Origin of the sequence: Streptococcus sanguinis SK1 = NCTC 7863, assembly GCF_000194945.1 — a bacterium.
In the GTDB taxonomy this organism is placed as follows: Bacteria; Bacillota; Bacilli; order Lactobacillales; family Streptococcaceae; genus Streptococcus; species Streptococcus sanguinis.
This window is the reverse complement of record NZ_GL878507.1, coordinates 1,217,306-1,230,809: the sequence shown is the minus strand read 5'-3', so window position 1 is coordinate 1,230,809 and position 13,504 is coordinate 1,217,306. Positions and strand designations below refer to the sequence as shown.

Below are 13,504 nucleotides of genomic sequence, written 5' to 3'. Positions count from 1 at the left end.
ATAATGCAGAGTTGAAAAACTACATTATATTTTCATAGAGTTTTCAATTCTATTGCATAGATTTTACTCCAGCTTTTCTTTTCTGAAATTCATGTGATTGTGTGTCGTTTTTGTGTTATAATTTATTGTATCATAAAAGGAAAGAATGAGAAAATCAATGGAAGTAAAGGCCGTCTTTTTCGATATCGATGGGACACTGGTCAATGACAGTCGAACGGTTTTGAAATCTACAGAAAAGGCTATTCAGAGTTTAAAGGAGCAAGGAATATTGGTCGGTTTGGCAACCGGCCGCGGTCCTTTCTTTGTCAAACCTTTTATGGAGCAATTGGACTTAGACTTTGCTGTGACCTATAATGGCCAGTATATTTTTTCAAGAGACAGAGTAATTTCTGCCAGTCCTATTGACAAGCAGAGTTTGCGGGATTTAATCGCCTATGCTAAGAAGCATCGGAAAGAAATTTCCTTGGGGACGGCTGAGGCTATGCTGGGCTCCAAGATTATGTCCTTTGGAATGAGCCCTTTCTCCCAATGGACTAGCCGCTTCATCCCTAAGAGAATGGCGAGAACAGTCAGTCATGGTTTTAATAAAGTCATCAGCAAGGCCTTGCCCCAGCATGAAAAGGATCTCCTGCAGCTGATTCAGGAGCCGATTTACCAAGCATTGATTTTGGCAAGCCCAGAAGAAAGCCGTAAGATTGAAGCAGACTTTCCTGATTTGAAATTTACCCGCAGCAGTCCCTATGCGGTTGATATTATCAATAAAGATACATCTAAGCTAGAGGGGATTCGCCGAGTCGGCAAGGAATATGGTTTTGACATTCATCAGGTCATGGCCTTTGGTGACTCTGACAATGACTTGGAAATGTTATCGGGAGTTGGCCTGTCCATTGCTATGGGAAATGGAACCAACTCGGTCAAGGAAGTGGCCAAGCATACAACCACCAGCAATAGTCAGGATGGGATTCACAAGGCTCTGGAGCATTTTGGTATCCTAGCTAGGGAAAAGGTCTTTACCAGCAGCGACCATCACTTTAATAAGGTAAAAGAGTTCCATAGTGTCATGGATGAAAGCACTCAGGAAGAGCCGATTGCTTGGTCGCCTCAGGACGCTCGCTATAGGGCAGGCTTTAAGCTAGAAGAGCTGGTCGAGTTTCTGCGAGCAGCTAGTAACTCAGAGGAAGACTTTGATAGCTCTGTAGCTTATCTCCATCAAGCGCTTGACAAGGCTGCTGACAAGGTTCGCTCCAAGAGTCAGGCTGAGGTTTCTCTAGTCGGTCAGGTAGATGCCCTGATTGATACTCTATACTTCACTTATGGCAGTTTTGTCCTGATGGGAGTAGATCCAGAGCAGCTGTTCGATATTGTCCATCGGGCCAATATGGGCAAAATTTTCCCAGACGGAAAAGCTCACTTTGACCCCGTCACCCATAAAATCCTCAAACCAGATGACTGGGAAGATAAATACGCTCCTGAAGGAGCAATCAAAGAAGAACTGGAACGACAAATTCAGGCCTACCAGCGTACCATAGAGCAGAAAGAAGAAAACTAGAGCAGATGTGTACTACACATCTGCTCTAGTTTTTATAAAGTCTTTTCTGGATCTCTGACCACTAGTAAGTCAACCTTGGCGTGGCGCAGGATGTATTCAGATGAAGAGCCGACTAGCAGCCGTTCAAAGGCATTGAGACCGGTAGCACCGACCATAATCAAATCTACCTTGTGCTCTTCTGGGATATCTATAGCCAAGAGAGTCTTGGGATTGCCCATCTCAATAACAATATCAACATACTTGATACCGGATTTTTGCGCTTTTTCTTTCAACTCAGCTGTCAGCTTTTTGGCATCTTCCTGCAAGTCCTCGTAGACATCTGCATCAAAGGTTGAGACACTTTGCAAAGCCCGGGTGTCAATGACGTGGGCGATGGTGAGACGAGAGCCGTTTCGGAGAGCCACGTTAACGCCTTTTTCAAAGGCTAGTTCGGATTCGTGAGAACCATCTACAGCAACCATAATGTTTTCATATTTCTGAGTCATAGAGCTACCTCCTCTAAAATGGTCGGCAAAGGACGTCGCATCATTTAAAGAATGATTGGGCTGAACAAAAATCAATCAGTCCATAACGTCCGAGTGATTTGCAACTATTTTCTTGTTTCTATTGTAACCCTTTTCAGAAAAAAAGTAAAGATAAAATGGAAATGCTGTCAGAAAATTGCAAGCCAAAAAAGATTCCTTTACTTTGAGGGATTAGAAAAGGAATGGGACTTTTTGTCCTATAATTCTCTTTTTAATTACATGAAAAGCGAGTTTATTTTATTGTTGTCAATCGCTTTTTCTGGTGGTATAATGATAACATTCTGATGAATAGAGGAAAAATAAGAATGAAAGAATTTGACAAGTCCAGCAAGCTGGAACATGTTGCCTATGATATTCGCGGTCCAGTTTTGGATGAAGCCATGCGCATGCGGGCCAATGGCGAAAAGATTCTCCGCCTTAATACAGGGAATCCGGCTGAATTTGGTTTCACCGCTCCGGATGAGGTCATTCATGATTTGATTATGAATGCGCGTGACAGTGAGGGTTACTCTGACTCCAAGGGGATTTTTTCAGCCCGTAAGGCTATCATGCAGTACTGCCAGCTTAAGAATTTTCCTAATGTAGATATTGATGACATTTATCTGGGAAATGGTGTCAGCGAGCTGATTGTCATGTCCATGCAGGGCTTGCTGGATGATGGGGACGAGGTGCTGGTACCAATGCCAGACTACCCACTCTGGACGGCTGCAGTCAGTCTGGCTGGTGGGAATGCTGTTCACTATGTTTGTGATGAGCAGGCAGAATGGTATCCAGATATTGACGATATCAAGTCAAAAATCACATCTAATACCAAGGCTATCATTATTATCAACCCAAACAATCCAACGGGAGCGCTTTATCCTAAGGAACTTCTGCTGGAAATTGTGGAAATTGCTCGCCAGAACAATCTCATTATCTTTGCAGATGAAATCTACGACCGCATGGTGATGGACGGCAATGTCCATACGTCTGTGGCTAGTCTGGCTCCTGATATTTTCTGTGTCAGTATGAATGGTCTTTCCAAGTCGCACCGCATTGCAGGCTTCCGTGTTGGCTGGATGGTGCTATCTGGACCTAAGCATCATGTTAAGGGGTATATCGAAGGGTTAAACATGCTCTCCAACATGCGCCTGTGCTCCAATGTCTTGGCTCAGCAAGTCGTCCAAACCTCACTTGGCGGTCACCAATCTGTGGATGAACTGCTGTTGCCAGGTGGCCGTATCTATGAGCAGCGTAATTTCATCTATCAGGCTATTCAGGATATTCCAGGACTGTCAGCTGTAAAACCTAAAGCTGGTCTCTATATTTTCCCGAAAATTGACCGGAACATGTATCGCATTGACGATGATGAGCAGTTTGTTCTCAATTTCCTCAAGCAGGAAAAAGTCCTTCTCGTCCATGGACGAGGCTTTAACTGGAAGGACCCAGATCATTTTCGAATCGTTTATCTGCCTCGAGTAGATGAGCTAGCTCAAATCCAAGAAAAAATGACGCGCTTCTTGCGCCAATATCGCCGTTAATAAGCGGATGCTACAAAAAGGCTGGACAAGGTTCCGGCCTTTTTCTTATCAAACTTACATATTTTTTAGTCTTATGGCTGTCTTTAAATTGAAAAATAAAAAAATCAAGATGCTCTGGAAAACGAATTTGAGGTCGGTTGGTAAAAATTATAGGCGTTTTTACCGACATTTTTTAGGAATTTGTCCAACATTTTTTATGTATCTGTCCAAAAATGCTTAAAAAAATGTGTTAGCGTCTTCCTTCCAGAAGATAAACATGGTAGAATGTGTTTGTCAATGTTTTTAACAATGATGAAAAAGTGGAGGAGATTATATTGACAATGAAAAAGACACTTAGTGCTTTTTCTGTCAGTGCAGCGGCATTGTCTTTGGTGCTCGCAGAAGGAGTTCAGGCTGATCAATTAGTTGATAATCAGTCTTATTCTGATGCGCCCGTTAGTCAAAGCCAACCACAGGCAGAAAACACACAGAAGGATGAATCTGTTTCGAAAGAACAGGTAGACGCTGCACAGGCTCTTGTACAAGAAGCCGACAGCAATGTTGCACAAGGGAAAGCTGATTTGGCTCAAGCTCAAGCAAATACTGCTGCCGCTCAAAGTCAGGTCGAGCAAGCACAAGCTGAAGCTAACCGGGCACAGGAGGCAGCTGATAAAGCTGGTCCGGAAGCTATTGAAACAGCTAAGCAAGAAGAGAGCAATCAAAAAGCTCAAGTGGACAGCAACAAGTCAGAATTGGCTAAAGCTGACCAAGCAACTAAGACGGCTGAAGCTGAGCGCGATGCCCAGGCAGCCAAGACTAAAGACGCTCAAGAGCAAGCGAAAACTCAAGAAGGACGTCTTGCTAAAGCTCAAAATGACGTGAAGGAAGCTCAGGCCAACCTAAGTGGGGACGCTACAGCTAAAGCAGAAAAAAATGTGAAAGCAGCCCAAGACAAGGTGGCAGCTGACCAGTCTGCTGTTGAAACAGCTCAAGCAAAAGTAGCTACAGCTCGTCAGACTGACAGTCAGAAGCAGGCTGAGGTTGCAAAAGCTCAGACCAACCAGACTCAAGCTAAGACGGCTCGTGATGCTTCTCAGAAGAATTTGCAGGAAAAAACTGCTGCGGCTGAGAAGACACAGTCAGACTTGAACCAAGCTCAACAGGCTTTGCAAAAGGCTCAAGCTGGAAAAATTACTACTGAAGCTTCTAGCAATAAAAACCGTGTGTCTATGACTCCGGAATACATTGCAGCCTTGAGAGAGCTAATCGTACCAAATTTATCAGAGCAAAAAACTAATGAGATTCAAAATAGACTGGCTGCACTTAATGCCAATGCTAAGGCTCTCAATCGTTACGTAGCAGATCCTACAGATAGCAAAGCTTTGATTGATACCAACAATATTCCACAGAATGTTCGTCAGGAACTTTCACAGTTTGCTTCAGAACTCATCAACCAGCTGCGTGCTCAGATGGGAACAGGCGAAGTAGTTGTAACACCATCTTCAATTGATTTCGCTGATAAGGTGGCAACAGAATATCGCAAAGACAACTGGAACTGGGATTTGATGGAGAAATACCATCACGATGCTAAAGCAATTAACCGCGTAGCGCGTGAATATGGTTTAATGACCACAAGTGCTGAGCAAGAGAGCAAAGGTCTCCAGTATTATGAAAACGCTTATATTTGGAGAGAAAAAGCTGGCCAAATGAGTGTGGCTGAAATGAAGAGACGAATCTATGATTCCGTTGTTGAATTCATGTTTAATGGCTATGAATGGCTACATGCTACCTCTATCTCTGGTCTCAATACTGGTCGCCAGAAAAACTATCTGGGTGTTGATTTCTCAATGGAAAGCGACATCACTATGGCTCATTTCACCATGGTGTCAGAAGATCAGGTCAAATATGCCAGCAAAAAGAACTTCAATGCCAGCCCGATTACAGGCAAAGCTGCAACAGCAAAAGTAGATCCGCAGGAAGTAGCTAAGGCTCAAACTGCCTATGACTCTGCCTTCAAGGCTAATCAACTGGCTCTGGCGTCTAAGGGAGTTGCTCAAACCACTTACAATCGGAAGGCTGCAGCCTTAGAGCAAGCCAATCAGCAACTGGCTCAGGCACAAGCTCAAGCAGGTGAGTCAGCAACTGCTCAGGCCCAAGCAGCTCTTGCTGCAGCTCAAGAGAAGTTGGCAGCTGATCAAGCGGCTTTAGCAGCAGCACAAGCAGCCCTGCAAAACTCAAACTTGGATGACAAGACCAAAGCAGAGAAATTAACTCAGGCCCAAGCAGCTCTGACTGCTGTTCAAGCGACAGTTGCCGCAGCTCAAGAAGCTCTAAAAACTGAATCAGATAAGTTGGCTCAGCTAGACGCAGCTTTGAATGCAGCAAAAGAAAGAAAGACTACTCTTGAAAAAGCTGTTACAGATGCTGAAGCAGCTTTGCAAATGGCTAAAGAGTCATTGTCAAATCTTGAAAATGCAGAAGAAAACTTGGAACAGGCTAAAACTAAACTAGCCGCAGCTCAGGCTGCTTACCAAGCAGCTCTTACAGCTCAAACAGATCAAGAAGCAAAAGTAGCAGTTTTAACTGCGGTTCAAGCACAAGCTAAGGCGACATACGACTTGCTAGCTCAAACATATGCTGAGCAAAATAAGGAAGAAGATATTCGTTATTATCAGTCTGTTTTGGCTCACTCAGAGGAGCGCTTCGCTCGCTCTCCGCTTACTGGACAAGTAGGAGATCCTCAGCATACAGCTCTTGGAACTACTGGAAATGCTGGAAGTGCTAGCCCTGGAAATCATAAGCAGGTAGCTGCTTCAGGTCATGCCTTGCCTAAGACAGGGGAAAACTCTTCTTGGCTCATTCTTGCAGGCCAAATGCTTCTGCTCATGGCTATGAAATTGTTCTACAAGAAACGTTCTCTTGATTAGAAAGAACAAAAGCAATCAAAAACAGTCAAATTCTTGACTGTTTTTTGTTTAATATAACTTGATATATCAAGTTATATACTTGAAAAATTCTTTATTTTATAGAATTGTATGTAATTGTTTTTCAATAAAAAATTTTCAGATAATTATTGAAATTTCACGGCTTTTATGTTACAATGAAGCTAATAAATATGAGGTAAAAATATGGCCGATTTACTAGAAAAAACACGAAAAATTACGTCTATTCTGAAGCGCTCGGAGGAGCAGATGCAGGAAGATTTGCCCTATAATGCTATTACGCGTCAGTTGGCTGATATTATCCACTGCAATGCCTGTATTATCAATAGCAAGGGACGTCTTCTAGGCTATTTCATGCGCTATAAGACCAATAATGACCGCGTAGAAGCTTTTTTCCAAGATAAGAATTTCCCAGAGGAGTATGTCCAAGAAGCCAATCTGGTTTATGAAACGGAAGCTAATCTGCCGGTTACGCATGATTTGACAATTTTCCCAGTGGAGACCAAGGATGATTTTCCAGATGGCCTGACTACCATTGCTCCCATTCATGTTTCAGGGATTCGTTTGGGCTCATTGATTATCTGGCGTAATGACAAGGAATTTGCGGACGATGATCTGATTTTGGTTGAGATTGCCAGCACAGTGGTTGGTATCCAGCTGCTTAACTTCCAGAGGGAAGAGGATGAGAAAAATATCCGCCGCCGGACGGCAGTGACCATGGCAGTCAATACTCTGTCTTACTCAGAACTGAGAGCTGTTTCAGCAATTTTGGGCGAGCTTAATGGCAATGAAGGCCAGCTGACAGCATCTGTCATTGCTGACCGTATCGGGATTACCCGCTCAGTGATTGTTAATGCCTTGCGCAAGCTGGAAAGTGCTGGGATTATTGAAAGCCGCTCACTGGGAATGAAGGGAACTTATCTGAAAGTTCTGATTCCAGATGTCTTTGATGAAATTAAAAAGAGGGACTACTAATGGCTAAAGCACTGATTTCCATTGATTATACAGTTGATTTTGTCGCAGATGAGGGCAAGTTGACAGCAGGAGCGCCAGCACAGGCAATTTCTGAAGCCATTGCTCAAGTAACTAAGGCAGTTTTTGACCGAGGTGATTATATCTTCTTTGCTATTGATGCCCATGATGATAATGATGCCTTTCACCCAGAAAGCAAGCTGTTTCCGCCTCATAATATCAAAGGAACTAGCGGTCGCAATCTTTATGGCCCTTTGGCTGATTTTTATGAGAAGCATCAAGCAGACTCTCGAGTCTTTTGGATGGATAAGCGCCATTATTCTGCCTTTTCCGGTACGGATTTAGATATTCGATTGCGGGAAAGAAAGGTAGATACGGTCATTTTGACTGGAGTCTTGACGGATATTTGCGTCCTGCATACAGCGATTGATGCCTATAATCTTGGTTATCAGATTCAGGTGGTAGAACCGGCTGTGGCTTCTCTGTCAGAGGAAAATCACAAATTTGCCTTAAACCACTTGCAAAATGTTCTGGGTTCGACTATAATAGATACAATTTAAGAGTAAAAGAGAAGCAGAGTAGGCTTGCTGACTTGCACAGAGAGTGCTGATAGCTGAGAGCAGCACCAAGAAAGCAAAAACCGAAAAACATGTTTCGTAATCTTTTGTGTGATTAAGCACAAACGTCGCTCACGTTACGAGCTCAGAGGCTGCCTTTTAGGGCGGTGAATAACAGTGGTACCACGGCTTTCGTCTGTTTTAGAGACGAAAGCTTTTTATTTTGCAGTAGGTCCAGTGAAGATGGTAGAAGAATGCTTCAAATATCCTGAACAGCAGGGTGGAGCTACGAATTGATTTGAGAGGGAAAGAACATGAAAGAAATTTTTATCGGAAACTATGGTTTAGAGCAGGTCGGACAGACCATGACCGCAACTGGCTGGGTGGCCAATATCCGCAATCACGGTAAGCTGGCCTTTATTGAATTGCGGGACCGCGAGGGATTGCTTCAGGTCTTCGTTGGCGGTGAGATTGAAGATTTTGCTAAGCTGGAAGACATTGGCAAAGAGGATGTCATTGCTGTGACGGGGCAAGTCGTTCAGCGGGAAGAACGCTTTGTCAATAAGTCCATCAAGTCTGGTCAGGTTGAGCTGAGGGCAGAGAAGATTGAGGTTATTGCTAGCAGCAAGGCATTGCCTTTTGAGCTGGACCAGCATGCTCATACTGGGGAAGACCTGCGTCAGAAATACCGCTATCTGGACTTGCGCCGTGAGAAGATGACACATAACCTTAAACTTCGTCATCAGGTCACATCAACCATTCGGGAATATTTGAATGGTTTGGACTTTTTGGAAGTCGAGACGCCTTATCTGACTAAGTCAACTCCTGAAGGAGCTAGAGATTTCTTGGTGCCTAGTCGGGTCTTTAAAAATCAATTCTATGCGCTGCCTCAGAGCCCGCAGATGCTCAAGCAGTTACTGATGGGAGCTGGTCTCGAGCGCTATTATCAGATTGTTCGTTGCTTCCGTGACGAAGATCTGCGGGGCGATCGCCAGCCAGAGTTTACCCAGGTGGACTTAGAGCTGAGTTTTGCCAGCGAGGAAGAAATCCGAGCTTTGGTTGAAGCCATGCTCAAGGCTGTTGTTAAGAAAACTCATGGTTTAGAGTTGACAGAAGCTTTTCCAACTATCAGCTATGAAGAGGCTATGAGCCGTTTTGGCTCTGATAAGCCAGATACACGCTTTGGATTAGAGCTGAAGAGTTTGACAGATTTGTGCCAGTCCAATGATTCGCTTCTCATCAAGAAAGCTTTGGACAACCAAGAGGAAGTGATGGGAATCTGTGTGCCCGATGCGGCTAGCGCTTTTAGCAAGAAACAGCTCAGTCATTTTTACCAGGAAATGAAGGAACTTGGCTGCAGTCGTTTCGCCAGTCTAAAGGTTGGAAATGGCCAGTTAGTTGGTGATTTGGCTAGTACCTTTGAAGCTGAAAGTCAGGAGTTGCTGGAACGTTTTGAGGCCAAGGATGGAGATTTGATTCTGCTAGTTATGGCTAAGCAGCGTCGGGCTCAGGAAGCTTTGGGACATCTGCGGATAGAAGTCGCAAAAGCTTTGAATTTGATTAATCCGAGTTTGCTTCATTTCCTCTGGGTTGTGGATTGGCCGCTGCTGGAGTGGAATGAAGACCAAAATCGCTATCAAGCCATGCACCATCCTTTCACCCAGGGAATCTTTGAAGAAGGCCAAGATCCAGCTCAATTCCGCAGCCAGGCTTACGACATCGTCTTAAACGGCTATGAGATTGGCGGTGGGAGTCTGCGGATTCATGACCGGAAGGCTCAGGAAGCTATGTTTGAGCTTTTAGGCATGAGCCAAGAAGACTATGAACGGGACTTTGGTTTCTTCCTGGAAGCCTTAGAATACGGCTTCCCACCACACGGCGGCTTGGCTCTGGGCTTAGATCGCTTGGTTATGATTTTGGCTGGGGAAGAAAATATCCGGCAAGTCATCGCCTTTCCGAAAAATGGTACTGGCTTTGACCCTATGATGGAAAGTCCGAGTTTGGTAGACCAAAGACAGCTCAAAGAACTGCATTTGGAATTGAAGAATTAGCCTGAAATATGGTAAAATGAAATGATGCGAATTCCTGAAGAATGGCAGGAAGAAGCTGAAGAAAAGAGCTAGCGGATGGTAAATAAATCAGCGTCCCTGGCTTGTCAAAGTAAAGGTGAGCTGAAGCTTGGAAATAAAGATATCATCTAGAAATTGTTATTTTTAGTCGCTAAAGCTCACATATCTTATGAAAGGAATCAGAGATGAAGATTACTCAAGAAGAAGTAAGTCACGTTGCTAAGCTGTCAAAACTGGCTTTTTCACCAGAAGAAACTGCTGAGTTTGCGACGACCTTAACCAAGATTGTCGACATGGTCGAATTGCTCAATGAAGTGGACACGGAGGGTGTGCCTTTCACTTCTAATGTAGCTGCTAATATCAACTATATGCGAGAAGATGTGGCTCAGCCAGGTTGGAACCGGGAAGAGCTTTTCCAAAATGTACCTGAAAAAGAGCGGGGCTACATCAAAGTGCCTGCCATCCTAGATGACGGAGGAGATGCCTAATGACTTTTAATCACAAGACCATTGAAGAACTGCATGACTTGCTGGTCAAGAAAGAAATTTCTGCGGTAGAGTTAACTCAGGCAACTTTGGCAGACATCAAAGAACGTGAAGCAGCTGTGGACAGCTTCATTACTGTCAGCGAAGAGGAGGCTTTGGCTCAGGCTGCGGTTCTGGATGCTAAGGGCATTGATGCTGACAATCTTATGAGCGGGATTCCGCTTGCGGTCAAGGACAATATCTCAACCAAGGGAATCTTGACGACGGCTGCCTCCAAGATACTCTACAATTACAAACCGATTTTCGATGCGACCAGCGTGGAGAAGCTTTACGGTAAGGACATGATTATCGTCGGGAAGACCAACATGGACGAGTTCGCCATGGGTGGATCCAGTGAAAATTCTTACTTTAAGACGACTAAGAATGCTTGGGACAGCAGCAAGGTTCCTGGTGGCTCATCTGGTGGTTCAGCGACAGCTGTTGCTTCTGGTCAGGTTCGTCTATCACTGGGTTCAGATACGGGTGGTTCTATTCGCCAGCCCGCTTCCTTTAACGGCGTAGTCGGCCTCAAGCCAACCTACGGCCGGGTTTCCCGTTTTGGTCTCATTGCTTTTGGTTCTTCTTTAGACCAGATTGGGCCTTTCTCTCAGACAGTGAAGGAAAATGCCCAGCTTCTGAATGTTATTTCTGGTAATGATCCTAAGGATTCTACATCATCACAAGAGGAAGTGCCAGACTTTACCAGCAAGATTGGCCAAGACATCAAGGGGATGAAGATTGCCCTGCCTAAGGAATACATGGGTGAGGGAATTGACAGCAAGGTCAAGGAAACGATTCTGGCAGCGGCGAAGCACTTGGAAAGCCTAGGAGCTATCGTTGAAGAAGTCAGCCTGCCTCATAGTAAGTACGGCGTGGCTGTCTACTATATCATTGCTTCTTCTGAAGCTAGCTCTAACCTGCAGCGTTTTGACGGTATTCGCTATGGCTACCGCGCAGAAGGCATTGAAAATCTAGAAGATGTCTATGTCAAATCTCGCAGCGAAGGTTTTGGTGAAGAGGTGAAACGTCGGATTATGCTGGGAACTTTCAGTTTGTCATCTGGTTACTATGATGCTTACTTCAAGAAAGCTGGTCAGGTTCGGACCTTGATTATGCAAGATTTTGCTAAGGTTTTTGAAAAATACGACTTGATCTTAGGTCCAACTGCACCAACTGTAGCTTATGACTTGGGCAGTCAAAACCAAGATCCAGTGGCCATGTATCTGGCTGACCTGTTGACTATTCCAGTCAATCTGGCTGGCCTGCCAGGTATTTCAATCCCAGCTGGCTTTGTAGATGGTCTTCCTGTTGGCCTGCAGCTGATTGGGAACCACTTCGATGAAGCGACCATCTATCAGACAGCCGCAGCATTTGAAGCAACGACTGACTACCACAAACAGCAGCCAGTTATCTTTGGAGGTGAAAAATAATGAACTTTGAAACAGTTATCGGACTGGAAGTCCATGTTGAATTGAAGACCAATTCAAAAATTTTCTCACCGGCTCCAGCTCACTTCGGTGAAGATCCCAATGCCAACACCAATATCATTGACTGGTCCTTCCCAGGTGTTCTGCCTGTTATGAATAAAGGTGTTATCGACTATGGTATCAAGGCTGCTCTGGCTTTGAACATGGATATTCACCAGAAGATGCACTTTGACCGCAAGAATTACTTCTATCCGGACAATCCAAAAGCCTATCAAATTTCTCAGTTTGATGAGCCGATTGGCTATAATGGCTGGATTGAGATTGAGCTAGAAGATGGCACGACCAAGAAAATCCGTATCGAGCGAGCCCACTTGGAAGAAGATGCTGGAAAGAATACCCACGGCAGCGATGGCTACTCTTATGTGGACCTCAACCGTCAAGGGGTGCCTCTGATTGAGATTGTGTCTGAAGCGGATATGCGTAGTCCAGAAGAGGCCTATGCCTACCTGACTGCCCTCAAGGAAATCATCCAGTACACGGGCATTTCTGATGTCAAGATGGAAGAGGGCTCCATGCGGGTCGATGCCAATATTTCCATCCGTCCTTACGGTCAGGAAGAGTTTGGTACCAAGACTGAGCTGAAAAACCTCAACTCCTTCAACTTTGTCCGCAAGGGTCTAGCATTTGAGGAAAAACGCCAGGCTGAAATTCTACGTAGCGGTGGTCAAATCCGTCAGGAAACCCGTCGTTATGACGAAGCGACTGGCGAAACCTTGCTCATGCGGGTGAAGGAAGGTTCAGCGGACTACCGTTACTTCCCAGAGCCTGATCTGCCAATCTTTGAGATTGAGGATGCTTGGATTGAGCAAGTACGCAGTAGTCTGCCTGCCTTTCCAAAAGAGCGCCGGGCTAAGTATGTGGGCGACTACGGTCTGTCTGACTACGATGCCAAGCAGCTGACAGCGACGAAGGCTGTGTCAGACTTCTTTGAAGCAGCTCTTGCAGCAGGCGGTGACGCCAAGGCTGTCTCTAACTGGCTCCAAGGGGAAGTGGCTCAATACCTCAATGCCGAAGGCAAGACCATCTCTGAGATTGAGCTGACACCTGAGAACCTGACTGAAATGATTGCTCTGATTGCAGACGGAACGATTTCTTCTAAGATTGCTAAGAAGGTCTTTGTCCATCTGGCTAAAAATGGTGGCTCTGCCAAGGAATATGTACAGAAAGCAGGCCTGATTCAAATCTCAGACCCTGCCCAGCTTCTGCCAATCATCCAAGAAGTATTTGCCAACAATGAAAAAGCTATTAATGACTATAAGGGCGGCAATAAGAATGCGGCTAAATCCCTGATCGGTCAATTGATGAAGGCTACTAAGGGGCAAGCCAACCCACAAGTAGCGCAAAAACTGCTTAATGAAGAGTTGGAGAAATTATAGAAATA

General features: G+C 44.8%; 10 protein-coding genes. 9 read left to right on the top strand and 1 reads right to left on the bottom strand.

Annotation, left to right across the window (positions count from 1 at the left end; all coding sequences use genetic code 11):
- The first annotated feature begins 157 nt into the window (after window positions 1-157).
- The gene (locus HMPREF9378_RS05085; protein WP_023915817.1) at window positions 158-1,549 is read left to right on the top strand and encodes a Cof-type HAD-IIB family hydrolase; all 1,392 of its coding nucleotides are present in this window, start codon (window positions 158-160) and stop codon (window positions 1,547-1,549) included.
- A 32-nt stretch (window positions 1,550-1,581) separates the two neighbouring features.
- On the opposite strand, the gene HMPREF9378_RS05090 is transcribed toward HMPREF9378_RS05085, so the two are convergent.
- Window positions 1,582-2,034, bottom strand: coding sequence for a universal stress protein (locus HMPREF9378_RS05090; protein WP_002901046.1), 453 nt, complete (start codon window positions 2,032-2,034; stop codon window positions 1,582-1,584).
- A 344-nt stretch (window positions 2,035-2,378) separates the two neighbouring features.
- Here HMPREF9378_RS05090 and HMPREF9378_RS05100 point away from each other — a divergent pair, with 344 nt between their 5' ends.
- From HMPREF9378_RS05100 to gatB, 8 genes are all read left to right on the top strand, one after another.
- The gene (locus HMPREF9378_RS05100; RefSeq protein WP_032908228.1) at window positions 2,379-3,593 is read left to right on the top strand and encodes a pyridoxal phosphate-dependent aminotransferase; all 1,215 of its coding nucleotides are present in this window, start codon (window positions 2,379-2,381) and stop codon (window positions 3,591-3,593) included.
- Window positions 3,594-3,913: 320 nt separating this feature from the next.
- Window positions 3,914-6,499 (top strand): SEC10/PgrA surface exclusion domain-containing protein, encoded by a 2,586-nt coding sequence (locus HMPREF9378_RS05105; protein WP_080557347.1) that lies wholly within the window; start codon window positions 3,914-3,916, stop codon window positions 6,497-6,499.
- Window positions 6,500-6,700: 201 nt separating this feature from the next.
- A complete protein-coding gene (gene codY, locus HMPREF9378_RS05110; protein WP_002896308.1) occupies window positions 6,701-7,489 on the top strand; it encodes a GTP-sensing pleiotropic transcriptional regulator CodY in 789 nt (262 codons plus the stop codon).
- Complete coding sequence (locus HMPREF9378_RS05115) at window positions 7,489-8,046, top strand: cysteine hydrolase family protein (protein ID WP_002913844.1); 558 nt, start codon at window positions 7,489-7,491, stop codon at window positions 8,044-8,046. The genes codY and HMPREF9378_RS05115 overlap by 1 nt, the downstream gene beginning before the upstream one ends.
- Window positions 8,047-8,357: 311 nt before the next feature.
- Window positions 8,358-10,094: an aspartate--tRNA ligase gene (aspS, locus tag HMPREF9378_RS05120; RefSeq protein ID WP_002913840.1), complete on the top strand. Its 1,737-nt coding sequence runs from the start codon at window positions 8,358-8,360 to the stop codon at window positions 10,092-10,094.
- Between the two features lie 203 nt (window positions 10,095-10,297).
- Window positions 10,298-10,600, top strand: a complete 303-nt coding sequence (gene gatC, locus HMPREF9378_RS05125) for an Asp-tRNA(Asn)/Glu-tRNA(Gln) amidotransferase subunit GatC (protein ID WP_002896305.1) — start codon at window positions 10,298-10,300, stop codon at window positions 10,598-10,600.
- Window positions 10,600-12,066: an Asp-tRNA(Asn)/Glu-tRNA(Gln) amidotransferase subunit GatA gene (gatA, locus tag HMPREF9378_RS05130; protein WP_002901041.1), complete on the top strand. Its 1,467-nt coding sequence runs from the start codon at window positions 10,600-10,602 to the stop codon at window positions 12,064-12,066. The genes gatC and gatA overlap by 1 nt, the downstream gene beginning before the upstream one ends.
- On the top strand, window positions 12,066-13,499 hold the full coding sequence (gatB, locus tag HMPREF9378_RS05135; protein WP_002901040.1) for an Asp-tRNA(Asn)/Glu-tRNA(Gln) amidotransferase subunit GatB: 1,434 nt from the start codon (window positions 12,066-12,068) through the stop codon (window positions 13,497-13,499). The genes gatA and gatB overlap by 1 nt, the downstream gene beginning before the upstream one ends.
- Window positions 13,500-13,504 lie beyond the last annotated feature (5 nt).